General features: G+C 60.8%; 20 protein-coding genes. 14 read left to right on the top strand and 6 right to left on the bottom strand.

Features of this window, described 5'->3' with window-relative positions:
* Nucleotides 1-3 precede the first annotated feature (3 nt).
* Complete coding sequence (locus OSW16_RS21840) at nt 4-516, bottom strand: RNA polymerase sigma factor (protein ID WP_241804278.1); 513 nt, start codon at nt 514-516, stop codon at nt 4-6.
* A gap of 164 nt (nt 517-680) precedes the next feature.
* Complete coding sequence (gene gap / locus OSW16_RS21835; protein WP_241804279.1) at nt 681-1,682, bottom strand: type I glyceraldehyde-3-phosphate dehydrogenase; 1,002 nt, start codon at nt 1,680-1,682, stop codon at nt 681-683.
* A 264-nt stretch (nt 1,683-1,946) separates the two neighbouring features.
* On the opposite strand from gap, the gene edd reads away from it, so the two are divergent.
* The 11 genes from edd to OSW16_RS21780 all read left to right on the top strand — a co-directional run bounded on the left by edd (nt 1,947) and on the right by OSW16_RS21780 (nt 15,089).
* Nucleotides 1,947-3,773, top strand: a complete 1,827-nt coding sequence (gene edd, locus OSW16_RS21830; protein WP_267818433.1) for a phosphogluconate dehydratase — start codon at nt 1,947-1,949, stop codon at nt 3,771-3,773.
* Nucleotides 3,770-4,729, top strand: a complete 960-nt coding sequence (locus OSW16_RS21825; RefSeq protein WP_267818432.1) for a glucokinase — start codon at nt 3,770-3,772, stop codon at nt 4,727-4,729. The genes edd and OSW16_RS21825 overlap by 4 nt, the downstream gene beginning before the upstream one ends.
* A 65-nt stretch (nt 4,730-4,794) precedes the next feature.
* Nucleotides 4,795-5,520 (top strand): two-component system response regulator GltR, encoded by a 726-nt coding sequence (gene gltR / locus OSW16_RS21820; RefSeq protein ID WP_241804282.1) that lies wholly within the window; start codon nt 4,795-4,797, stop codon nt 5,518-5,520.
* Nucleotides 5,501-6,955, top strand: coding sequence for an ATP-binding protein (locus tag OSW16_RS21815; protein WP_267818431.1), 1,455 nt, complete (start codon nt 5,501-5,503; stop codon nt 6,953-6,955). The genes gltR and OSW16_RS21815 overlap by 20 nt, the downstream gene beginning before the upstream one ends.
* A 107-nt stretch (nt 6,956-7,062) precedes the next feature.
* On the top strand, nt 7,063-8,289 hold the full coding sequence (locus OSW16_RS21810) for an AGE family epimerase/isomerase (RefSeq protein ID WP_267818430.1): 1,227 nt from the start codon (nt 7,063-7,065) through the stop codon (nt 8,287-8,289).
* A 104-nt stretch (nt 8,290-8,393) separates the two neighbouring features.
* Entirely contained in the window at nt 8,394-9,680 is a 1,287-nt protein-coding gene (locus OSW16_RS21805) for an ABC transporter substrate-binding protein (RefSeq protein WP_267818429.1), read from the top strand.
* A 148-nt stretch (nt 9,681-9,828) separates the two neighbouring features.
* Nucleotides 9,829-10,737: a carbohydrate ABC transporter permease gene (locus OSW16_RS21800; protein WP_267818428.1), complete on the top strand. Its 909-nt coding sequence runs from the start codon at nt 9,829-9,831 to the stop codon at nt 10,735-10,737.
* Nucleotides 10,730-11,575, top strand: coding sequence for a carbohydrate ABC transporter permease (locus OSW16_RS21795; RefSeq protein ID WP_267818427.1), 846 nt, complete (start codon nt 10,730-10,732; stop codon nt 11,573-11,575). Before OSW16_RS21800 ends, OSW16_RS21795 begins: the two co-directional genes overlap by 8 nt.
* A gap of 3 nt (nt 11,576-11,578) precedes the next feature.
* Nucleotides 11,579-12,733, top strand: coding sequence for an ABC transporter ATP-binding protein (locus OSW16_RS21790; RefSeq protein WP_267818426.1), 1,155 nt, complete (start codon nt 11,579-11,581; stop codon nt 12,731-12,733).
* Between the two features lie 91 nt (nt 12,734-12,824).
* Nucleotides 12,825-14,117 (top strand): carbohydrate porin, encoded by a 1,293-nt coding sequence (locus OSW16_RS21785; protein WP_267824086.1) that lies wholly within the window; start codon nt 12,825-12,827, stop codon nt 14,115-14,117.
* Between the two features lie 117 nt (nt 14,118-14,234).
* On the top strand, nt 14,235-15,089 hold the full coding sequence (locus tag OSW16_RS21780) for a D-hexose-6-phosphate mutarotase (protein ID WP_241804289.1): 855 nt from the start codon (nt 14,235-14,237) through the stop codon (nt 15,087-15,089).
* Here OSW16_RS21780 and hexR read toward each other — a convergent pair.
* Complete coding sequence (hexR, locus tag OSW16_RS21775) at nt 15,082-15,945, bottom strand: DNA-binding transcriptional regulator HexR (RefSeq protein WP_174141604.1); 864 nt, start codon at nt 15,943-15,945, stop codon at nt 15,082-15,084. The two genes, OSW16_RS21780 and hexR, sit on opposite strands and share 8 nt — an antisense overlap.
* A gap of 211 nt (nt 15,946-16,156) precedes the next feature.
* On the opposite strand from hexR, the gene zwf reads away from it, so the two are divergent.
* Genes zwf through OSW16_RS21760 form a run of 3 tightly spaced genes read left to right on the top strand, consistent with a single transcriptional unit; the run spans nt 16,157 to nt 19,018 of the window.
* Nucleotides 16,157-17,626, top strand: coding sequence for a glucose-6-phosphate dehydrogenase (gene zwf / locus OSW16_RS21770; RefSeq protein ID WP_267818425.1), 1,470 nt, complete (start codon nt 16,157-16,159; stop codon nt 17,624-17,626).
* Nucleotides 17,613-18,326 (top strand): 6-phosphogluconolactonase, encoded by a 714-nt coding sequence (gene pgl / locus OSW16_RS21765; RefSeq protein WP_012316014.1) that lies wholly within the window; start codon nt 17,613-17,615, stop codon nt 18,324-18,326. Before zwf ends, pgl begins: the two co-directional genes overlap by 14 nt.
* Nucleotides 18,327-18,343: 17 nt before the next feature.
* Nucleotides 18,344-19,018, top strand: coding sequence for a bifunctional 4-hydroxy-2-oxoglutarate aldolase/2-dehydro-3-deoxy-phosphogluconate aldolase (locus OSW16_RS21760; protein WP_012316013.1), 675 nt, complete (start codon nt 18,344-18,346; stop codon nt 19,016-19,018).
* A gap of 285 nt (nt 19,019-19,303) precedes the next feature.
* On the opposite strand, the gene OSW16_RS21755 is transcribed toward OSW16_RS21760, so the two are convergent.
* The 3 genes from OSW16_RS21755 to OSW16_RS21745 are packed head-to-tail and all read right to left on the bottom strand — an operon-like array spanning nt 19,304 to nt 21,886.
* Nucleotides 19,304-19,864, bottom strand: coding sequence for a cupin domain-containing protein (locus OSW16_RS21755; RefSeq protein WP_267818424.1), 561 nt, complete (start codon nt 19,862-19,864; stop codon nt 19,304-19,306).
* Nucleotides 19,854-21,005, bottom strand: coding sequence for a hypothetical protein (locus OSW16_RS21750; protein WP_267818423.1), 1,152 nt, complete (start codon nt 21,003-21,005; stop codon nt 19,854-19,856). The genes OSW16_RS21755 and OSW16_RS21750 overlap by 11 nt, the downstream gene beginning before the upstream one ends.
* Nucleotides 21,002-21,886 carry an NAD(P)-dependent oxidoreductase gene (locus tag OSW16_RS21745; RefSeq protein ID WP_267818422.1) on the bottom strand — a complete coding sequence of 295 codons (885 nt, stop codon included), beginning with the start codon at nt 21,884-21,886 and terminating at the stop codon, nt 21,002-21,004. The genes OSW16_RS21750 and OSW16_RS21745 overlap by 4 nt, the downstream gene beginning before the upstream one ends.
* Nucleotides 21,887-22,033: the final 147 nt, after the last annotated feature.

Genomic DNA, 22,033 nt, shown 5'->3' with positions numbered 1-22,033 from the left:
GCCTCACTTCAAGCGTTCGGCCACACCCATGCAGATTGCCATGATCAGCTTCAGTTCCTTCTGGACCGTGCTGGCCGAGACATTCAGTTGCTCGGCAATTTCCAGGTAGCTGGCACCGTGCAGGCGGCTGAGGATGAAAATACGCTGCTGACGTTCACTCAACTGGTTGAGGCTGACGCTCAGGTGTTTGAGCAGTTGCTCGGCGTGTGCGGCATCTTCGCTGCTGCTCAGCGGCGCGGCGACGTTGTGGAGGATTTCTTCGGGCACATCGTCCACCAGCATGCGCGCCTGCACCCGGCGTGCGCGCAGATGGTCCAGGGCCAGGTTGCGCGCGGTCTGGAAGACGAAAGGCTCAAGGTGTTCGATGGGCCGCTCCCCCAAGGCGCGGGACACCCGCAGGTAGGTTTCCTGAAGCAGGTCCTCGGCGGTGCTGGGGTTGCCCACCATGCGTTGCAAGGTTCGCAGTAGGGGGAGGCGCTGAACGAGGAAGACAGAATTGAACCGGGACTGACTCACAGGGGGACCTGGCCGACGAAAGGTTAATGATAATGCTTATCATCTTGCCTGGAGGTCAAGCCTGGAATTGTTAGGAAAAGGTAAAGATTGTCTGAGGGCGCGGCGTAAAGGCGCGTAAGGGCTGCTGAGCAGCCCCAACGTCGTTCCTGGCGCAGCGGGCGTGCTCAGCGGGCGCTGCACAACGCCAGGCAGTTATCCAGCATGCGGTTGGAGAAGCCCCACTCGTTGTCATACCAGGCCAGCACCTTGAGCATCCTGCCGTTGGCGCGGGTATGGTTGGCATCGAAGATCGATGACAACGGGTTGTGATTGAAATCGCAGGAGACCAGCGGCAGGGCATTGTAGCCGAGCACCTTGGAGTGCCGGCTGGCTTCGAGGAACAGCTGGTTCACCTGCTCGGCCGTGGCCTCGCGCTTGAGGTTGACGGTCAGGTCGACCAGCGACACGTTGATCACCGGCACCCGTACCGCCATGCCGGTGAGCTTGCCGGCCAGTTCTGGCAAGACCAGGCCCACGGCTTCGGCGGCGCCGGTCTTGCTCGGGATCATCGATTGGGTGGCCGAGCGCGCCCGGTACGGGTCGCTGTGGTAGACGTCGGTCAGCACCTGGTCGTTGGTGTAGGCATGGATGGTGGTCATCAGCCCCTGCTCGATGCCGAACTCGCGGTCCAGTACCTGGGCGATCGGCGCCAGGCAGTTGGTGGTGCAGGAGGCGTTGGAAATGACCTGGTGCGAGGCACGCAGAATGTCGTGGTTGACGCCGTACACCACGGTGGCGTCGGCGCCCTTGGCCGGTGCCGAGACGATCACCTTGCCAGCCCCCGCTGCCAGGTGCGCTGCGGCCTTGGCGCGGTCGGTGAACAGCCCGGTGCACTCGAACACCACGTCGATCGCCTCCGCCTTCCAGGGCAGCTCGGCCGGATTACGGATGGCGCTTACCGCGATACGGTCACCATTGACCGTCAGGCTCTCGTGATCGGCTTGCACCGACGCATCGAATGTACCGTGTACGCTGTCGTACTTGAGCAGGTGGGCGTTCATGCTGCTGTCGCCCAGGTCGTTGATGGCGACGACCTGCAGGTCGTGGCGGTAGCCTTGGGTATACAGTGCGCGCAGGACATTGCGACCGATGCGGCCGAATCCGTTTATGGCGATACGTAGTGTCATGGCAGTACCTCTGGCAGTTCGAGTGAAACCTTTGGCACGAAGCAGCTTCACTGAAACGGTTTTGTTGTTGGAATTACAAGATTATTCACTGAGCGATAGAAAACAAGCCTTTTTACTGGCAGTATTTTGTTTAAATATACAACGAGTGGTCGGGCATGCCGCCGTCTCGATGCGCAGGGTCTCTTACACAGGAGCCTAGGCCGCAATCGTTTGGAGGGGAAATGCCTGGTAAACCGCCCTTACCGCTAGCCTGGAGTCCAGTACATGCACCCGCGCATCCTTGAGGTCACCCAACGGCTGACCGAACGCAGCCGTGCCACCCGTGAACGCTACCTGCAGCTGATTCGCGGCGCGGCCAGTGACGGACCCATGCGGGCCAGCCTGCAGTGCGCCAACTTCGCCCATGGCGTGGCCGGGTGTGGCGCCGACGACAAGCAGAGCCTGCGCCTGATGAACGCTGCCAACGTGGCCATCGTCTCGGCCTACAACGACATGCTCTCAGCGCACCAGCCGTACGTGCATTTCCCCGAACAGATCAAGAAGGCCCTGCGCGAGGTTGGCTCCGTCGGCCAGTTCGCCGGTGGTGTGCCGGCCATGTGCGATGGCGTGACCCAGGGTGAGCCTGGCATGGAACTGGCCATCGCCAGCCGTGAGGTGATCGCCATGTCCACTGCAGTGGCACTGTCGCACAACATGTTCGACGCTGCGCTGATGCTGGGCATTTGCGACAAGATTGTTCCCGGCTTGATGATGGGCGCGCTGCGCTTCGGCCATCTGCCGACCATTTTCGTGCCGGGTGGGCCAATGGTTTCCGGTATCTCCAACAAGCAGAAGGCCGATGTGCGCCAGCGCTATGCCGAGGGCAAGGCCAGCCGCGAGGAGCTGCTGGAGTCGGAGATGAAGTCCTACCACAGCCCGGGCACGTGCACCTTCTACGGCACCGCCAACACCAACCAGTTGGTGATGGAGGTGATGGGGCTGCACCTGCCGGGCGCCTCCTTCGTCAACCCGTACACGCCACTTCGCGACGCGCTGACCGCCGAGGCCGCGCAGCAAGTGACGCGCATGACCAAGGCCAGTGGCAGCTTCATGCCCTTGGGCGAGATCGTCGATGAAAAATCGCTGGTCAACTCCATCGTGGCCCTGCATGCCACCGGCGGGTCTACCAACCACACCCTGCACATGCCGGCGATCGCCCAGGCGGCAGGTATCCAGCTCACCTGGCAGGACATGGCCGACCTGTCCGAGGTGGTGCCGACCCTGTCCCACGTCTACCCCAACGGCAAGGCCGACATCAATCACTTCCAGGCTGCCGGCGGCATGTCGTTCCTGATCCGCGAGCTGCTCGATGCCGGCTTGCTGCACGAAGACGTCAACACCGTCGCCGGCCATGGGTTGCGCCGCTACACGCAGGAACCGTTCCTCGACAACGGCAAGCTGGTCTGGCGCGAAGGCCCGCAGCAGAGCCTGGACGAGAGCATCCTGCGGCCGGTGGCGCGGCCGTTCTCGGCCGAAGGCGGGCTGCGGGTGATGGAAGGCAACCTTGGGCGCGGCGTGATGAAGGTGTCTGCGGTGGCCCCCGAGCATCAGGTGGTCGAGGCCCCGGCACGGGTGTTCCAGGACCAACATGCGCTGGCTGACGCGTTCAAGGCCGGCGAACTGGAGTGCGACTTCGTGGCTGTGGTGCGCTTCCAGGGGCCGCGTTGCAACGGCATGCCGGAGCTGCACAAGCTGACGCCGTTCCTCGGTGTGCTGCAGGACCGCGGCTATAAAGTCGCACTGGTCACCGATGGGCGCATGTCGGGTGCATCCGGCAAGATCCCGGCCGCTATCCATGTCTGCCCTGAAGCCTTCGATGGTGGGCCGCTGGCACGGGTGCGCGATGGTGATATCGTGCGGGTGGATGGTGTCGAAGGCACGCTGCAGCTCAAGGTGTCGGCCGAGGAACTGGCCAGCCGCGACCTGCCTCCGCCGCCCCAGGGCAACGACCTGGGCTGCGGGCGCGAGCTGTTCGGCTTCATGCGCATGGCGTTCAGCTCGGCCGAGCAGGGCGCCAGCGCCTTTACCTCGGCCCTGGAGAACCTCAAATGAAGGACCTGCTGGTTGGCGACATCGGTGGCACCAATGCCCGTTTTGCGTTGTGGCGTGACAACCAGCTGCACCAGGTGAAAGTTTTCGCCACGGCTGACTACACCAGCCCGGAGCAAGCCATCGAAGCTTACCTGCACGGCCAAGGCATCGCCCGTGGCGGGTTGTCGGCGGTGTGCCTGGCGGTGGCCGGGCCGGTCGACGGTGATGAGTTTCGCTTTACCAACAATCATTGGCGGCTGAGCCGCAGTGCGTTCTGCAAGACATTGCAGGTTGACCAGCTGCTGCTGATCAATGACTTCACGGCGATGGCCCTGGGCATGACCCGCCTGCAAGCGCACGAGGTGCGCCAGGTGTGCCCTGGCAAGGCCGACCCGGCGCGACCTGCACTGGTGATCGGGCCGGGCACCGGCCTTGGCGTCGGCAGCCTGCTGCGCCTGGGTGAGCAGCATTGGCTGGCGTTGCCCGGTGAGGGCGGGCACGTCGACCTGCCGGTAGGCAATGCCCGCGAAGCGGCGATCCATCAGCAGATTCACGGGCAGATTGGCCATGTCAGCGCTGAAACCGTGCTCAGCGGTGGCGGCCTGCTGCGTTTGTATCAGGCCATCTGTGCGCTGGACGGTGATACGGTCCGGCACAAGACACCAGCCGAAATCACCGATGCCGCCCTGAGTGGTGAGCCTCGGGCTCTGGCGGTCGTCGAACAGTTCTGCCGCTTCCTCGGGCGTGTTGCAGGTAACAATGTTCTGACCCTTGGCGCGCGCGGTGGGGTTTATATTGTCGGCGGTGTGATTCCACGCTTTGCCGAGCTGTTCATGCGTAGCGGGTTTGCTGCAAGTTTTGCCGACAAGGGCTGCATGAGCGGGTATTTCGCGGGTGTGCCGGTGTGGTTGGTGACGGCAGAGTTTTCTGGACTGCTGGGCGCTGGCGTGGCATTACAGCAGGCTCTGGATCACTGAGAGGGGGTCGCAACGCGGCCCCCAAAGCAGGCAAAAGACCTGCGACAACAAGAGGGCGGGACACCTTGAGCACTGCCGGTAAATCGATCCTGATGGTGGATGACGATCAGGAAATCCGCGAGCTGTTGCAAACCTATCTGAGCCGCGCTGGCTTTCAGGTGCATGCCCAAGCCGATGGGCAAGGTTTTCGCCACGCTCTGGAAAACACTCACTGCGATCTGGTCATTCTCGATGTGATGCTGCCCGACGAGGACGGCTTCAGCCTGTGTCGCTGGGTGCGCCAGCACCCGCGCCAGTCGCGGGTACCGATCATCATGCTGACCGCCAGTTCCGACGAGGCCGACCGGGTCATCGGCCTTGAGCTCGGGGCGGACGATTACCTGGGCAAGCCGTTCAGCCCGCGGGAGCTGCAGGCGCGCATCAAGGCCCTGCTGCGGCGCGCGGAATTCGGCCAGGCCGCCCCAGCCAGCGCGGTACTGGCCTTCGACGACTGGCGCCTGGACACGGTCAGCCATCGGCTGTTCCACCGCGATGGAGAAGAGGTGATCCTTTCCGGTGCCGACTTCGCCCTGCTCAAGCTGTTTCTCGATCACCCTCAGCAGATCCTCGACCGCGATACCATCGGCAACGCTACCCGTGGCCGTGAGCCGATGCCGCTGGACCGTATCGTTGACATGGCGGTCAGCCGCCTGCGCCAGCGTCTGCGCGACACCGACAAACCGCCACGGCTGATCCGCACGGTACGCGGCAGTGGGTACCTGCTCGCTGCGCATGTCTGCTGTGCGTCCTGAGCGGCGCTGGCGCTTGCTGCCGCGCTCGCTGCTGGGGCGCATGCTGCTGTTGACCTTGCTGGTGGTGCTGCTGGCGCAGGGTTTGTCCAGCGTCATCTGGGTCACGCAGCTACGTGCCAGCCAGATGCAAGGCCTGCGCGCCAGTGCCGGCAGCCTGGCCCATTCGATGAGTGCCAGCGTCAGTTATTTCCGTTCTTTGCCGGTGGCCTACCGGCCGATGGTATTGGACCAGTTGCGCAGCATGGGGGGGACGCGTTTTTTCGTGTCGCTCAACGACAAGCCCCTGGACATGCCGGTATTGCCCCTAACGCCACGCAAGCGGGCGGTGATCGAAGTGTTTCAGCAGGTACTGCATGAACGGCTGGGCGCCCAGATGGAAATTTCCGTCGAGTTCGTCGCCCCCGATGACCTGCGCATCTTCAACAGCGGCCTCAAGCTCGATGAGCTGCCGCGTTCCTGGGCGCATTACTCGCTGACCCTGGAGCCACTCAACCCGCCCGTACTGGTCACGCAGATTCGCCTGGGCGAAGACGAGTGGCTGTACATCGCCTCGTTGCTGCCTGAGCCCTACACCAGCCTTGAAGCCGAGCGCCTGCCACGCCAGCAGATCGGCTTCATCGTCCTGACCACCGCCTTGCTGCTGTTGTTCATCGGCCTGCTGGTGCACTGGCAGAGCTGGCCACTCAAACGCCTGGCGCGGGCCGCGCGGGATCTGTCGCTGGGCGCCGATGTGGCGCCAGTGCCCGAGGGCGGTGGCAGCGAGGTGGTCGAGGTCGGGCGAGCGTTCAACAGCATGCGTGAGCGTATAAGCCGCTACCTCACCGAGCGCAGTCAGTTGTTCAGCGCCATTTCCCACGACCTGCGCACGCCTATCACCCGGCTGCGGCTGCGTGTGGAACTGTTGGAAGATGAGCGCATGCAGGCCAAGTTCAGTCAGGATCTCGATGAGCTGGAGCTGTTGGTCAAAGGCGCTTTGCAATGCGTGAAAGACACTGACATCCACGAGAACATCGAGCCGGTCGATCTCAACCAGGTCCTGGAGATTCTCGCCGAGCCGTATCTGGGGGATGGCCGCATCACCGTGGAAGGCCAGGCCCTGGCGCCGTATCCGGGCAAGCCGCTGGCCTTGCGCCGCTGCATCGGCAACCTGATAGACAATGCCATCAAATACGGCGAGCGTGCCCACCTGCGCATCATCGACAGCGCGCAGGGCTTTGTCCTGCAGGTGGATGACCAAGGCCCGGGCGTGCCACAGCAGCGCCTTGAGCAGGTGTTCGAGCCGCATTTCAGGCTGGCCGGGCAGCAGCAGGGGTATGGCTTGGGCTTGGGGATTGCACGCAACATTGCCCACAGCCATGGGGGGGAGGTGAGCCTGCTCAACTTGCGCGAGGGCGGCTTGCGCGTGACCCTCCATCTGCCGCGTGGCGTTGAGTGAAGGTAGGGTGTGTCACCGATCGGTGACATAGCCGCAAGCCTTCGTGACATCCCAGCCAGGACGGCTGGCTAGAATCTGCAAACCTCACACAGGGAAGAAGCAGGAGCATGGACTACATCGATTCCCCGGAACATACCGCCTGGCTCGCAAGCGAGGGCGAGCGGCTGCTCCGTTTCGCCAAGGCCTCGCAAGCCCCCGAAGGTTTCGGCAATCTCGACGCCCGCGGCAATCTGCCCCCTACGGCTGTCGCCGAGACCATGAACACCGCACGCATGACCCACAGCTTCGCCCTGGCCCACCTCCAGGGGGCGCCTGGCTGCCTGGCATTGGTACAGCACGGTGTACACGCCTTGTGCGGGCCTTTGCGCGACGCCGAGTACGGCGGTTGGTTCGCCCGGCCGCACGGGCAGGGCGACAATGGCAAGGCGGCTTACCTGCATGCCTTCGTCGCGCTTGCCGCCAGCTCTGCCGTGGTGGCGGGCGCTGCGGGCGCACAGGGGTTGCTGGCGCAGGCGATACAGGTCATCGAAGAGCGCTTCTGGAGCGAAGAGGAGGGTGCTATGCGCGAATCCTTTTCCAGCGACTGGCAGCAGCCCGAAGCCTATCGCGGTGCCAACAGCAACATGCACGCCACCGAGGCCTTCCTCGCCCTGGCAGACGTGACCGGTGATGTGCGTTGGTTAGAGCGCGCCTTGCGTATCGTCGAACGCATCATTCACGGCCATGCTGGCGCCGGTGGCTACCGGGTAATCGAACATTTCGATGCGCACTGGCAACCGCTCCCCGAATACAACCAAGACAATCCTGCAGACCACTTCCGCCCTTACGGCACAACGCCAGGCCATGCATTCGAGTGGTCCCGTCTGGCCCTTCACCTCGAAGCTGCACGTCGTCAGGCCGGGCTTCCCGTTCCGGCATGGCTGCTGGCCTGTGCGCGGGGCTTGTTCGCCAACGCCTGCACCCATGCCTGGAGCGTCGATGGTGCCGAGGGCATCGTCTACACCCTGGGCTGGGACGATCGGCCCAGGGTGCGCGAGCGCCTGCACTGGGTGCATGCCGAAGCCTGCGCCAGCGCCGCAGCGCTGCTGCGGCGAACCGGCGAGCAACAGTACGAACGATGGTACCGGCGTTTCTGGGCGTTCATCGACACCCACTTCATCGACCACGCAGCCGGAAGCTGGCACCACGAACTCGGCCCGGACAATCAGCCAGCGGCGACGATCTGGGCTGGCAAGCCAGACCTCTATCACGCCTACCAGGCTGTACTGCTGCCAACGCTGCCCCTGGCTCCCAGCCTGGCCAGCGCACTGGCGCGCAATGTAACCAAACGATGACATTCACGCATCGCTTCGTTACCTGACGCAGCGGGCACTCTGATTAGACTCCATGCAATGCAAGCGCTCGACTTGCCCGGCATAACAACAAGAAAGGTACTCCGATGAATTCGACTCTCCGCCTCGCTGCCGCCATTTCCTTCGCCTCCCTGTTCCCGCTCAATGCCTTCGCCGCCGACTCCAAAGGCAGTGTCGAAGTGGTGCACTGGTGGACTTCCGGTGGGGAAAAAGCGGCGGTCGATGTGCTCAAGGCCCAGGTCGAGAAGGATGGCTTCACCTGGAAGGATGGAGCTGTTGCCGGTGGTGGTGGGGCCACGGCCATGACCGTGCTCAAGAGCCGCGCGGTGGCCGGTAACCCGCCGGGTGTCGCCCAGATCAAGGGGCCGGACATCCAGGAATGGGCTTCCACCGGCCTGCTGGACCCGGATGTGCTCAAGGATGTGGCCAAGCAGGAGAAGTGGGACTCGCTGCTCGACAAGAAAGTCGCCGATACCGTCAAGTACGAAGGTGACTACGTGGCCGTGCCGGTGAACATCCATCGCATCAACTGGCTGTGGATCAACCCTGAAGTGTTCAAGAAGGCCGGCATCGACAAGGCGCCGACCACCCTCGACGAATTCTACGCCGCCGCCGAAAAACTCAAGGCCGCCGGCTTCATCCCGCTCGCCCATGGCGGCCAGCCATGGCAGGACAGCACGGTGTTCGAGAGTGTGGTCCTGTCGGTGATGGGGGCAGACGGTTACAAGAAAGCGCTGGTCGACCTCGATGAAGCCACGCTGACCGGGCCGCAGATGGTCAAGTCACTGACCGAGCTGAAGAAGGTCGCCACCTATATGGACCCCGACGGCAAAGGCCAGGACTGGAACCTGGAAGCGGCCAAGGTCATCAATGGCAAGGCCGGCATGCAGATCATGGGGGACTGGGCCAAGAGCGAATGGACCCTGGCCAAGAAGACCGCTGGCAAGGACTACCAGTGCGTAGCGTTCCCTGGCACCGACAAGGCTTTCCTGTACAACATCGACTCGCTGGTGGTGTTCAAGCAGAACGACGAAGGCACGGCCGCTGGCCAGCAGGACATCGCCAGAAAGGTGCTGGGCCAGGACTTCCAGAAGGTCTTCAGCATCAACAAAGGCTCCATTCCCGTTCGTAACGACATGCTCGCGGACATGAGCGCCTACGGCTTCGACGCCTGCGCCCAGACGGCTGCCAAGGACTTCATGGCCGACGCCAAGACCGGCGGCCTGCAGCCGAGCATGGCGCACAACATGGCCACCACGCTGGCCGTGCAGGGCGCCTTCTTCGATGTGGTGACCAACTACATCAACGACCCCAAGGCAGACCCTGCAGATGCAGCGAAGAAGCTGGCTGCGGCGATCAGATCGGCCAAGTGAAAACCTGATGGCCCCATCGCCGCCAACCCGGCGCCCACAGTTGCTTCGGTGCCTTTGAAAACTGTGGCGTACCGGTGGGCGCTGGCTTGCCGGCGATGAGGCCAGTACCGTCAATACAGGGGCTGCCCAGGCCCCGGGTAATCACATCATGACTACAGCAACCGCCCAACTGCGGGCCGCTCCCCTGGATGCGCTGCAGCGCTGGCTACCCAAGCTGGTGCTGGCACCGAGCATGTTCATCGTCCTGGTTGGCTTTTACGGCTACATCCTGTGGACGTTCGTCCTGTCCTTCACCACCTCGACCTTCCTGCCGACTTACAAGTGGGCGGGCCTTGCGCAATACGCCAGGCTGTTCGACAACGATCGCTGGTGGGTGGCGAGCAAGAACCTGCTGGTGTTCGGCGGGCTGTTCATCGGTATCAGCCTCGCCATCGGCGTACTGCTGGCGGTGCTGCTCGACCAGCGCATCCGCCGCGAAGGTTTCATCCGCACGGTCTACCTGTACCCCATGGCCCTTTCGATGATCGTCACCGGTACCGCTTGGAAATGGCTGCTCAACCCTGGCATGGGCCTGGACAAGCTGTTGCGTGACTGGGGCTGGGAAGGGTTCCGCCTGGACTGGCTGATCGACCCCGACCGCGTGGTGTACTGCCTGGTCATCGCCGCCGTATGGCAAGCCTCGGGTTTCATCATGGCGATGTTCCTTGCCGGCCTGCGCGGGGTCGACCAGTCGATCATCCGTGCTGCACAGATGGATGGTGCAAGCCTGCCACGCATCTACTGGACCGTGGTGCTGCCGAGCCTGCGCCCGGTGTTCTTCAGTTCGCTGATGATCCTCTCGCACATTGCGATCAAAAGCTTCGACCTGGTGGCCGCAATGACTGCCGGTGGCCCGGGCTACTCGTCCGACCTGCCGGCCATGTTCATGTACTCGTTCACCTTCAGCCGCGGCCAGATGGGCATGGGCTCGGCCAGTGCCATCCTCATGCTCGGGGCGATCCTGGCGATTCTCGTGCCTTACCTGTACTCGGAGCTGCGGAGCAAACGCCATGCATAGCCCTATCGAAAAACCGCTGCCGAGCATCAGCCGCATCGCCATTCACGCGGTGTTGCTGACCGCCGTGCTGCTTTACCTGGTGCCGCTTGTGGTGATGCTGCTGACCAGCTTCAAAACGCCGGAGGACATCAGTACCGGCAACTTGCTGAGCTGGCCGACCGTGGTCAGCGGCATCGGTTGGGTCAAGGCCTGGGGCACGGTCAGCGGCTATTTCTGGAACTCGATCATGATCACCGTGCCAGCGGTGCTGATCTCGACCGCCATTGGTGCACTCAACGGATATGTGCTGTCGATGTGGCGGTTCCGTGGGTCCCAGTTGTTTTTCGGCCTGCTGTTGTTCGGTTGCTTTTTGCCGTTCCAGACCGTGTTGCTGCCAGCCTCGTTCACCCTCGGCAAGCTGGGCCTGGCCAGCACCACCAGCGGGCTGGTGCTGGTGCACGTGGTCTATGGCCTGGCCTTTACCACGCTGTTCTTCCGCAACTTCTATGTGAGCATTCCCGATGCGCTGGTCAAGGCCGCACGCCTGGACGGTGCCGGGTTCTTCACCATTTTCCGCCGCATCATCCTGCCGATGTCGACACCCATCATCATGGTCTGCCTGATCTGGCAGTTCACCCAGATCTGGAACGACTTCCTGTTCGGCGTGGTGTTCTCCAGCGGCGATTCGCAACCGATCACCGTGGCGTTGAACAACCTGGTCAATACCAGTACCGGGGCCAAGGAGTACAACGTCGACATGGCGGCGGCGATGATCGCCGGCCTGCCAACCCTGCTGGTCTATGTGGTGGCAGGCAAGTATTTCGTTCGCGGGCTTACAGCCGGCGCGGTCAAGGGGTAAGTCATGGCAACGCTTGAACTTCGTAATGTGAACAAGACCTACGGCAGCGGCCTGCCGGACACCCTCAAGGACATTCAGCTGTCGATCAAGGATGGCGAATTCCTGATTTTGGTCGGCCCTTCGGGCTGCGGTAAATCGACGTTGATGAACTGCATCGCGGGCCTTGAAAACATCAGCGGCGGCGCGATTCTCATCGATGATCAGGATGTCAGTGGCATGAGCCCCAAGGATCGTGACATCGCCATGGTGTTCCAGTCCTACGCGCTGTATCCGACCATGAGCGTGCGCGAGAACATCGAATTCGGCCTGAAGATCCGCAAGATGCCGCAGGCCGCGATCGACGAGGAAGTGGCCCGTGTGGCCAAGCTGTTGCAGATCGAACACCTGCTTGCACGCAAGCCGGCGCAGTTGTCCGGTGGCCAGCAGCAGCGGGTGGCGATGGGCCGCGCGTTGGCGCGGCGGCCGAAGATCTACCTGTTCGACGAACCGTTGTCCAACCTCGACGCCAAGCTGCGCGTCGAGATGCGCACGGAAATGAAACTGATGCACCAGCGACTGAAAACCACCACGGTGTATGTCACCCACGACCAGATCGAGGCCATGACCTTGGGCGACAAGGTTGCGGTGATGAAGGACGGCATCATTCAGCAGTTCGGTACCCCGCAACAGATCTACAACGACCCGGCCAATCAGTTCGTCGCCAGCTTCATCGGCTCGCCACCGATGAATTTCATTCCGGTGCGCCTGGCCAGGCAGGACGGGCGCCTGCTGGCCCTGCTCGACAGCGGCCAGGCACGTTGCGAGCTGCCGTTGGGCATGGCCGTCGACGAACTCGACGGGCGCGAGGTCATCCTCGGCATCCGCCCGGAGCAGATCAGCCTGGGTACCGGCGAGGGCAATGGCCTGCCGGGCATTCGCGCCGAGGTACAGGTAACCGAGCCTACCGGCCCCGACCTTTTGGTCTTCGTCACCCTCAACCAGACCAAAGTGTGCTGCCGCCTGGCGCCGGATGTGGCGTGCCGGGTCGGTGACAGCCTTAACCTGCAGTTCGACCCGGCTCGGGTGCTGCTGTTTGACGCCGCCAGCGGCGAACGCCTGGACTTGAATACTGCCAACGTTTCAGTGAAGGACAACGTGACTCACCTCAAGAGCCGTTGAATCGTCGACACCATCAATAAGAAAAAGAGGACGCAAAGGGATGGAACAGCGCAATCGCATAAGGACCTTGGGCTCGCTGGCCCTGCTGGCCATGGTTGGGAGCAGTGGGGCCCAGGCCGCCGAGGCCTTCTCCAGCGAATCGAAATGGATGACCGGCGACTGGGGGGGAACGCGTACCGAGCTGCTGGAAAAAGGCTACGACTTCACCCTCGACTATGTAGGCGAGGTCGCCGGTAACCTCAATGGCGGCTACAACGACGACAAGACCGCGCGCTACAGCGACCAGTTCGCCCTCGGCGCGCACCTGGACCTGCAGAAGATCTTTGGCTGGCACGATGCCGAGTTCAAACTGGCGATCACCGAGCGAAGTGGCCGCAACCTTTCCAATGACCGCATCAGCGACCCGCGGGCCGGCCAGTTCAGTTCGGTGCAGGAGGTATGGGGGCGCGGCCAGACCTGGCGCTTGACCCAGATGTGGATCAAGCAGAAGTACTTCGACGGTGCCCTGGATGTGAAATTTGGCCGGTTCGGCGAGGGCGAGGACTTCAACAGCTTCCCCTGTGACTTCCAGAACCTGGCCTTCTGTGGATCGCAGGTGGGCAACTGGGTCGGCGGCATCTGGTACAACTGGCCGGTCAGCCAGTGGGCGTTGCGGGTCAAGTACAACATCACGCCAGAGTTCTTCGTCCAGGTCGGCGCGTTCGAGCAGAACCCTTCCAACCTGGAAACCGGCAACGGCTTCAAGCTCAGCGGCAGCGGCACCAAGGGGGCGATCCTGCCGGTGGAGGCGGTCTGGTCACCGCACGTGAACGGCCTGCCGGGCGAGTACCGCCTGGGCTACTACTACAGCACGGCTGATGCCGAAGACGTCTACGAGGACGTCAATGGCAACCCGCAAGGGATCAGCGGCGCCGGCTTCAAGTCACACTCCAGCAAGCATGGCTGGTGGGTGGTTGCGCAGCAGCAGGTCACCGCCCATGGTGGCGACGCCAGCCGCGGTCTGAGCCTGTTCGCCAACTTCACCGTGCATGACAAAGCGACCAACGTGGTCGACAACTACCAGCAGGTAGGGCTGGTCTACAAAGGCGCCTTCGATGCCCGGCCCAAGGACGATATCGGCTTTGGTATCGCCCGCATCCATGTCAACGATGACGTGAAAAAGCGTGCCGAACAGCTCAATGCCCAGAGTGGCATAAATGACTACGACAACCCGGGCTTCGTGCCGCTGCAGCGCACCGAATACAACGCCGAGCTCTATTACGGCTTCCACGTCACCAACTGGCTGACCGTTCGCCCGAACCTTCAGTACATCAAGAGCCCCGGTGGGGTGGACGAGGTGGACAACGCGCTGGTCGCTGGTTTGAAGATTCAGTCGTCATTCTGAGCCTATTTGTTGTAAATTTACGCCAATCCAAAAACGGCTCCCGGCATCCACTGGCTTGCAGTGGTTGTCGGGGATAGGCCGAGACAGCGCTATCTCAAACAACAAGAGCTTGGAACCATGCCTGAACATCCGCTACATCGCTTCTTTACCGCACAGCGGCCCAGGCCGACATTCGAGTGGGAGCGTTACCAGCAGCGCGATGTGCTGATCATTGACCACCCCCGTTGCCAGGCGGTGTTCAGCCGCCAGGGTGCGCAACTGCTGCACTTCCAGCCGGCCGGTGAGCGGCCCTGGTTGTGGTGTGCCGAGCAGTGGCCGCAGGTGGGGGCGATCCGTGGGGGCGTGCCGGTGTGTTGGCCGTGGTATGGTCGCCACCCCAGCGAGGACCTGTGGCCTGCCCACGGCTGGGCGCGCCTGCTGGACTGGAAGCTGGTGGACAGCCGTGAGGACGAGGAGGGCGTGAGCCTGAAGTGGCGCCTGGACTTGTGCGACTGGCAGGTCGACCTGCATGCCCGCCTGGGCAGCCGCATGGAACTGAGCTTGAGTACCGAGCACCAGGACAGCGAACCCTGCCAGTTGAGCCATGCACTGCTGGCCTACTGGCGTATCAGCGACGTTTCAGAGATAGCGCTGTCCGGGCTTGAAGATATCCAAGGCTATGACCGTCTGAGCCGGCAAGCCTGCCGCGAAGACGGCGCGTTGAAGCTCAAGGGCGGCTGCCAGAAGGTCTATCCCGGCACGCCGCGCGTGCAGCTGCAGGACCCGGCCTGGCAGCGTGAACTGTGCATCGATACCGGTGACAGTGACGATACCGTGGTCTGGCACCCCGGCAACCGCCCGTTGATGGGTGTGAGCGGGCGCGAGTGCCAGGGTTTCGTCTGTGTCGAGGCGGCCAGCGGCAGCGGTGAAGGCCTGAGCCTGGCGCCGGGGCAGCGCGCCCATTTGCGGCTGCAGGCGCACCGGCTCAGCTGAGTTCGTCGTCCTCGATCGGGTAGCGGCTGGCGTTGAGGCTTTCCTTGATCTTGCGCAGGTGCGGCTGGAAGTCCACACCGCGGCGCAGGGTCATCCCGGTGGCGAGTACGTCGAGCACGGTAAGCTGGATGATCCGCGACGTCATCGGCATGTAGATGTCGGTGTCTTCCGGTAGCGGGATGTGCAGGCTGAGGCTGCACGCTTGGGCCAAGGGGGAGCCGGCGGCGGTCAGGCCGAGCACCGAGGCGCCGTTTTCACGGGCCAGGCGCGCTACCTCCACCAGTTCGCGGGTGCGCCCGGTGTAGGAGATGATCACGAAAAGATCGCCAGTGTGAGCCACCGAAGCCAGCATGCGCTGCATCAGCACGTCGGCGTGGGCCGAGACGGCGAGGTTGAAACGGAAAAACTTGTGCTGGGCGTCCAGGGCTACCGGGGCGGACGCGCCCAGGCCGAAGAAGTGGATCTGCCGGGCCTGGATCATCATGTCCACGGCGCGGCTGACCTGCTGCGGGTCAAGCTGCTGGCAGGCGCTGTCGAGCGAGGCGATCGCACTGGCAAAGATCTTCTGGGTGTAGGCTGCAGGATCGTCATCGGCCTCGACCGCGCGGCTGACATAGGCCGCACCACTGGCGAGGCTTTGCGCCAGCTGCAGCTTGAGCTCGGGGTAACCGCTGACGCCGAACGAGCGGCAGAAGCGGTTGACGGTCGGTTCGCTGACCTTGGCCGCCTGGGCCAGTGCGGCAATGCTGAAACGGGTGGCTTGTTGCGGGTTGAGCAGGATGACTTCGGCGACTTTGCGTTCGGCCTTGTTCAGCTCGTCGAGGCGTCCCTGGATCTGCTCCAGGAGGTTTCGCACGCGGTCCATGGGTGTGTCCTTGGGTCGAGAAGACAGCCGGCTGGCGGAGCAGCAGGCTTTTTGCACAGTCGTCTATCGTACTGTCGGTGCGGGTGGCGCACCACTTATCTGTAACACGTGTGTGTAATGTTGTGGTTTTTACTACATTTTCTCTTGAAAATCGTATGTGAAAGCGGTATTCCTAGGCCAACTTTAGGAAAGAACCAACATCATGGCTGCGATCAGTGTTGAACCTTGCACCTTTGCCCTGTTTGGCGCCTTGGGCGACCTGGCATTGCGCAAGCTGTTTCCTGCGCTCTACCAGCTCGACCGCGCCAATTTGCTGCACGCCGATACTCGCCTGCTGGCGCTGGCGCGCGAGCCTGGCAGCGTACAGGAGCACCTGAATACCATCGAGGCCCATCTGCGCAAGCACGTGGCGGAGGCTGATCTGGAGCCTGCGGCGCTGGCGCGTTTTCTGGGGCGTCTGCGTTACCAGCACCTGGACTTCCTGCAGCCGGACGGCTACCAGGCCCTGGCTGAGCAGGCACCTGCCGAGCTGCCACTGATTGCCTATTTCGCCACTGCGGCGGCCGTGTACGGCGCGATCTGCGAAAACCTCGACAAGGCGGGCCTTGCCGCGCGCACCCGGGTGGTGCTGGAAAAGCCCATCGGGCACGATCTTGAGTCATCGCGCCGGGTGAACGACGCCGTGGCGCGGTTCTTCCCGGAAAGCCGTGTTTACCGCATCGACCATTACCTGGGCAAGGAGACGGTGCAGAACCTGATCGCCCTGCGCTTCGCCAACAGCCTGTTCGAAACCCAGTGGAACCAGAACTCGATCTCCCACGTGGAAATCACCGTGGCCGAGAAGGTCGGCATCGAAGGCCGTTGGGGCTATTTCGACAAGGCCGGCCAGCTGCGCGACATGATTCAGAACCACCTGCTGCAGCTGTTGTGCCTGATCGCCATGGACCCGCCCAGCGAGCTTTCAGCCGACAGCATCCGCGACGAGAAGGTCAAGGTGCTCAAGGCCCTTGCCCCGATCACTGGCGAGGGCTTGAGTACCCGCGTGGTGCGCGGCCAGTACATCGCCGGCTACAGCGACGGCAAGCCGGTGCCGGGTTACCTGGAGGAAGACAACGCCAACGCCCAGAGCGACACGGAAACCTTCGTCGCCCTGCGTGCCGATATTCGTAACTGGCGTTGGTCGGGGGTACCGTTTTACCTGCGTACCGGTAAGCGCATGCCGCAGAAGCTGTCGCAGATCGTCATCCACTTCAAGGAGACGCCGCACTACATCTTCGCCCCGGAGCAGCGCTTGCAGGTCGGCAACAAACTGATCATCCGCCTGCAGCCGAGTGAAGGCATCTCTCTACGTGTGATGACCAAGGAGCAGGGCCTGGACAAAGGCATGCAACTGCGCAGCGGCCCCTTGCAATTGAATTTTTCCGACACCTGGCGCACCGCGCGGATTCCGGATGCCTACGAACGCCTGCTGCTCGAGGTGATGCGCGGCAACCAGAACCTGTTCGTGCGCAAGGATGAAATCGAATATGCCTGGAAGTGGTGCGACCAGTTGATCGCGGGCTGGCAAAGCGCCGGCGATGCGCCCAAGCCGTATGCGGCTGGGTCCTGGGGGCCGATGAGCTCGATCGCACTGATTACACGTGATGGGAGGGCGTGGTATGGGGATATCTGAATTGAATTTGCCGACATCGGTCAAGGCGCATCAGCTGAATGATGCCCGCGTACTTTCGGCAACATTGGCGGCTGATGTGGCCGAGCGCTTGCGCGCAGCCATCGCCGCGAAAGGGCGGGCTTGCCTGGTGTTGTCCGGTGGCCGCAGCCCGGTGCCGTTCCTGGAGAAGCTGGCGACCGAGGCCCTGGACTGGTCCAAGGTCACCGTCAGCCTGGCCGACGAGCGTTGGGTGCCGGTTGAGCACGCCGACAGCAATGCCGGTTTGCTGGCCCGCCATCTGTTCCAGGGGGGCGCTGCCAAGGCTCGTTTTGTCGGGCTGTATCAGCAGGCCGAGAACCTCGACGCGGCGGCCGCCCAAGCCGACCAGGCATTGGCCGATCTGCCGGCCATCGACGTGCTGGTACTGGGCATGGGCGACGATGGTCATACCGCTTCGCTGTTCCCCGGCAGCCCGAATCTGGCCGAAGGCCTGGACCTGAACAGCACGCGCCGCTGCCTGCCGTTGCTGGCGCCGAGCGTGCCGCACCAGCGCCTTTCGCTGACCCGTTCCCTGCTGGCCAGCGCCGCGTTCATCGCGCTGTCCGTGCAGGGCCCGGGCAAACTCGCTACCCTGCGCGCCGCGCTGGCGGGCAACGACCTCAATGAAATGCCGATTCGCGCCTTTCTTCACGACCCCTTGGACATCTACTGGTGCCCATGAGCAAAGGATCCACTGTCATGACCACCCTTGAACGCCCCCAGCCTCTGCTCTCGATGGCCGAGAAAGCCGCCCGGATCGATGCGATCTGTGGGGCGGCGCGCATCCTGCCGGTGATCACCATCGCCCGTGAGGAAGACATCCTGCCGCTGGCCGATGCCCTGGCCGCTGGTGGTATCCGCACCTTGGAAGTAACCCTGCGCTCGCAGTATGGCCTGAAGGCTATCCAGGTGCTGCGTGAGCAGCGTCCGGAACTGTGTGTCGGCGCCGGTACGGTGCTCGATCGCAGCATGTTTGCAGCGGTTGAAGCCGCTGGCGCGCAGTTTGTCGTTACCCCCGGGATCACCCAGGACATCCTCGAGGCTGGGGTGGACAGCGATATCCCATTGCTGCCGGGCATCAGCACGCCTTCGGAAATCATGATGGGGTATGCCCTGGGTTACCGCCGCTTCAAGCTGTTCCCGGCGGAAATCAGTGGCGGCGTGGCAGCGATCAAGGCCTTTGGTGGCCCGTTCGGTGATATTCGATTCTGCCCTACCGGTGGGGTCAACCCGGCCAACGTGCGCAACTACATGGCGCTGCCCAATGTGATGTGCGTGGGCGGAACCTGGATGCTCGACAGCAGCTGGATCAAGAACGGCGACTGGGCGCGGATCGAAGCGTGTAGCGCCGAGGCGATGGCTTTGCTGGACTGATACTGAATTTGTTGTGTGCTTTACGGCTTATGGGGCGCTTGGTCGGCGCCCTTTTTTTTGCCCGACGTTTTTGAATTGCCAGTGCCGACCCTTTTGCGGGTAACCTCGCTTTCACAGGCATTGCACAGCTTTCGAATTCTGTGAAGTCTCTATGGGAGCGGGTTGACCCGCGAAAGGCCGGTATAGGTTAAAAAAAGCCCGCATCAAAGATACGGACTTTCTCGTTCATCGCGGCACCGCTTAAGTCGATTTGGCTTTCTCCCGGCTCAGCGACTGTGACAGTAGTTAAAGGTAGTCAATCGCGAGAATTTGTGAATCCGGTTCAAGTTTATAGAAACAATGAGGAGTCCATTCTTCAATGAAAATGGAATCTCCCTCATTTAGTACCTCGTTGTGAAGATGTGGATGACTTCCCCATTTAACCCCTACTGTCCCAGAGAGAATGTATACGAATTCTCTAGCCTTATGTCCGGCGTTTAGTATTGCCTTCTCGGCCGATGGGAATAGAGGGGTAGTCCTGAGTACCAGCAGATTTTTATCTGAAGTTGTCTTGAGTAAGTGGCGGTAAAAATAGGCAGGCTCACCCTGCACGTGCCGTAGGCGATCGAATCGGATGAGTCCGCCGAAAACGCAGCTTTGAGATTTATCGTACTCGCCGCCTAATTCGTCAATCACATAGGCTGCTGTGACGTTAAGATATTGGGCAATTTTTTTAAGCTGCGTAGAGTTAATTGTAATGCCGTCGATGGTTCTATCATAGAGGCCTCGAATATTATCTAAAGTCATTTTTCGTTTTTGTATTAATTTCTGAAGGTCATCGAGTCTTGCTGTGATGTTAAACTCCATGTTGCCTTCCTTTCTTTATAGTGGAGCAAAGCATGGCCACATCGGTAAGGCTTATGGCACTTGATTTAATCATGGATACCTCTCTTACCAATTGCAGCAATTGCTGGACTTCATCATCTGAGCATGTGATTTGCAATTGGTCCAATGCGTATTTTATTGAGGCGCGTCCAGAATGTTTACCGACGATAATGTGACGTTCGCGCCCCATCACGCTTGGGTCGTAAGGCTCGAATGACTTGCCGTTGTTGAGAGTGCCTTTTGTGTGAATACCTGACTCGTGAGAAAAAATATTGCTGCCCACGATGGGCTGCCAAGGATTGATTTGAGAGCCAGTTGCATTGGCGACAATCTCAGAGAGTGTTTGAAGCTTTTCCGGCTTAACACCAAGGTCAATCCCGTATTGAATTTTTAGGGACATTACCATTTGCGCCAGGTCAGGCATTCCCCCTCGTTCACCAATACCGTTTACAGTGGCATGAAAATATTTTGCGCCTGCCTGCAAACCGGATAATGTATTGCTTACACCGAGGCCGAAGTCGTTATGAGCATGGCACTGGGTATCAATCTCCACTGCGGATACCACTGTACGGATGATGGAGTGGTACTGTTCAGGCGTAAGCACTCCAATCGTGTCAGAGAGCCGTAACCTATCGGCTCCCGCTTCGCAGATGTGGCCGGCATAATCAACGACAAATGACAAGTCTGAGCGGGCAACATCTTCAGCGCTGATGGAGACAAATACATCGCGTTGCTTTGCACAGTCTATTAATTCGCATGCCTGTCTGACAAGCCAGTCCTTTGATTTGTTTATGCTGTGCTTCAGGTGGACCTCTGAGGTGGGTAACCCGATATGTATGTATCGGTAGCCTGCGTCGAGTGATGCTTCTACGTCTGCACGTATCCCTCTATTCCAGCCTACCAGTCGAATATCAGTTCCCTGTGTGCGCTCTAGCATCTCACTTAATGTTCGACTCTCAGTGCCGCCCATCGCATATATGCCGCCTTCAATCCAGCGTATGCCCGCGTCGATAAGGGCATCGAATATCTTTAGTTTAGTTGCTCTTCCAAACGAAATGCCAGGTGCTTGCTCGCCATCTCGTAATGTCGTGTCTTCGACGATAATATCTTGGCGTAGATTCATGATGTAACACTCCGTCGTTGAGCGAGTAGTGAAAAGTATTGGCATTGGTCAACGTCGTCGCCAAAGGCGTGTCTGGCGTCGATGAAGCATTGGATCGCCATCGCTGTTGCTGGATAAGCCTTAAGGTCTGGTAATTGAGATTGCGCCAATTCCAAATCTTTACAGCGGACGGCCAGCGTCACATGACTAGTTGTCAACCCTGAGAGAATATAGTTCAGCGATACATGCATGTAGGCAGAACGACCGCGGCAGGAAGTGAATACCTTCACCATTGATTCGAGATCCAAGCCCAACGCCTGCCCTTGATGAATAACTTCCAGGGCCCCTGCTAGATTGATAGACTCTGCCAGATTGTTGAGGATTTTAAGTTGCTGTGCCTTTCCAGGTTGTTTAACGTAGTTGATTGTTTTGCAGATTTTTATGAGTATGGGATGTGCCGATGAGTAGGCTTGTTCATTACCTGAGACTATAGAGCATAATTTTCCCTGGAGAGCGCCCATTACTCCCCCAGAGATCGGGCATTCGATATAACTCACACCGATATTTCCGAACGCTTCATGTAGGTTGACCGCAGACTCCGCTGATAAGGTGCTGAAGTCAATTACGATTTTTCCTTCCTGGAGCGAATAAAGCAGTCCGTCAGTATCTGAGTAATAGATTGCCCGTAGTGCACTTTCTCCGCTAACACATACAAGAATAATGTTTGCGTTAGCTGCGAGCTCTCTCAAGTTGTTTTTCCAAAGTGCGCCTCGGTGTATCAGTTTTTCAGCTTTTTCGTACGTGCGGTTGTGGATTAATACCTCGACGCCAGTGTCTAGAAGTCGATGGCATATGGCATGACCCATTTGACCTAGGCCAATTAATCCGACGGTGATAGTCATGGTTTGATCCTCTATAATTCACAAGGCATGCATACCTGCAATTTCAAGTAGATAAAGGAGTGCAGCACGGCATGCTTGATGCCTGCCGGTTGAGCTTGCGTCAGTGACTAGTTTTCTAGAAGGTGGCTAGTGTGAAAATTATCCTAT

The sequence above is a fragment of the Pseudomonas putida genome, assembly GCF_026625125.1.
Taxonomy (GTDB): domain Bacteria; phylum Pseudomonadota; class Gammaproteobacteria; order Pseudomonadales; family Pseudomonadaceae; genus Aquipseudomonas; species Aquipseudomonas putida_X.
The sequence above is the reverse complement of the archived record's forward strand: the minus strand, read 5'-3'. Positions and strand labels throughout refer to the sequence as shown.

Coding starts and splice junctions, on each gene's coding strand:
- OSW16_RS21810 (WP_267818430.1), top strand. CDS start 7,063: ATGGACTACATCGATTCCCCGGAACATACCGCCTGGCTCGCAAGCGAG.
- OSW16_RS21750 (WP_267818423.1), bottom strand. CDS start 21,005: ATGAATCTACGCCAAGATATTATCGTCGAAGACACGACATTACGAGAT.
- OSW16_RS21800 (WP_267818428.1), top strand. CDS start 9,829: ATGACTACAGCAACCGCCCAACTGCGGGCCGCTCCCCTGGATGCGCTG.
- OSW16_RS21755 (WP_267818424.1), bottom strand. CDS start 19,864: ATGGAGTTTAACATCACAGCAAGACTCGATGACCTTCAGAAATTAATA.
- OSW16_RS21825 (WP_267818432.1), top strand. CDS start 3,770: ATGAAGGACCTGCTGGTTGGCGACATCGGTGGCACCAATGCCCGTTTT.
- OSW16_RS21790 (WP_267818426.1), top strand. CDS start 11,579: ATGGCAACGCTTGAACTTCGTAATGTGAACAAGACCTACGGCAGCGGC.
- pgl (WP_012316014.1), top strand. CDS start 17,613: ATGGGGATATCTGAATTGAATTTGCCGACATCGGTCAAGGCGCATCAG.
- edd (WP_267818433.1), top strand. CDS start 1,947: ATGCACCCGCGCATCCTTGAGGTCACCCAACGGCTGACCGAACGCAGC.
- OSW16_RS21815 (WP_267818431.1), top strand. CDS start 5,501: ATGTCTGCTGTGCGTCCTGAGCGGCGCTGGCGCTTGCTGCCGCGCTCG.
- OSW16_RS21795 (WP_267818427.1), top strand. CDS start 10,730: ATGCATAGCCCTATCGAAAAACCGCTGCCGAGCATCAGCCGCATCGCC.
- OSW16_RS21745 (WP_267818422.1), bottom strand. CDS start 21,886: ATGACTATCACCGTCGGATTAATTGGCCTAGGTCAAATGGGTCATGCC.
- OSW16_RS21805 (WP_267818429.1), top strand. CDS start 8,394: ATGAATTCGACTCTCCGCCTCGCTGCCGCCATTTCCTTCGCCTCCCTG.
- zwf (WP_267818425.1), top strand. CDS start 16,157: ATGGCTGCGATCAGTGTTGAACCTTGCACCTTTGCCCTGTTTGGCGCC.
- OSW16_RS21785 (WP_267824086.1), top strand. CDS start 12,825: ATGGTTGGGAGCAGTGGGGCCCAGGCCGCCGAGGCCTTCTCCAGCGAA.
- OSW16_RS21780 (WP_241804289.1), top strand. CDS start 14,235: ATGCCTGAACATCCGCTACATCGCTTCTTTACCGCACAGCGGCCCAGG.
- gap (WP_241804279.1), bottom strand. CDS start 1,682: ATGACACTACGTATCGCCATAAACGGATTCGGCCGCATCGGTCGCAAT.
- OSW16_RS21760 (WP_012316013.1), top strand. CDS start 18,344: ATGACCACCCTTGAACGCCCCCAGCCTCTGCTCTCGATGGCCGAGAAA.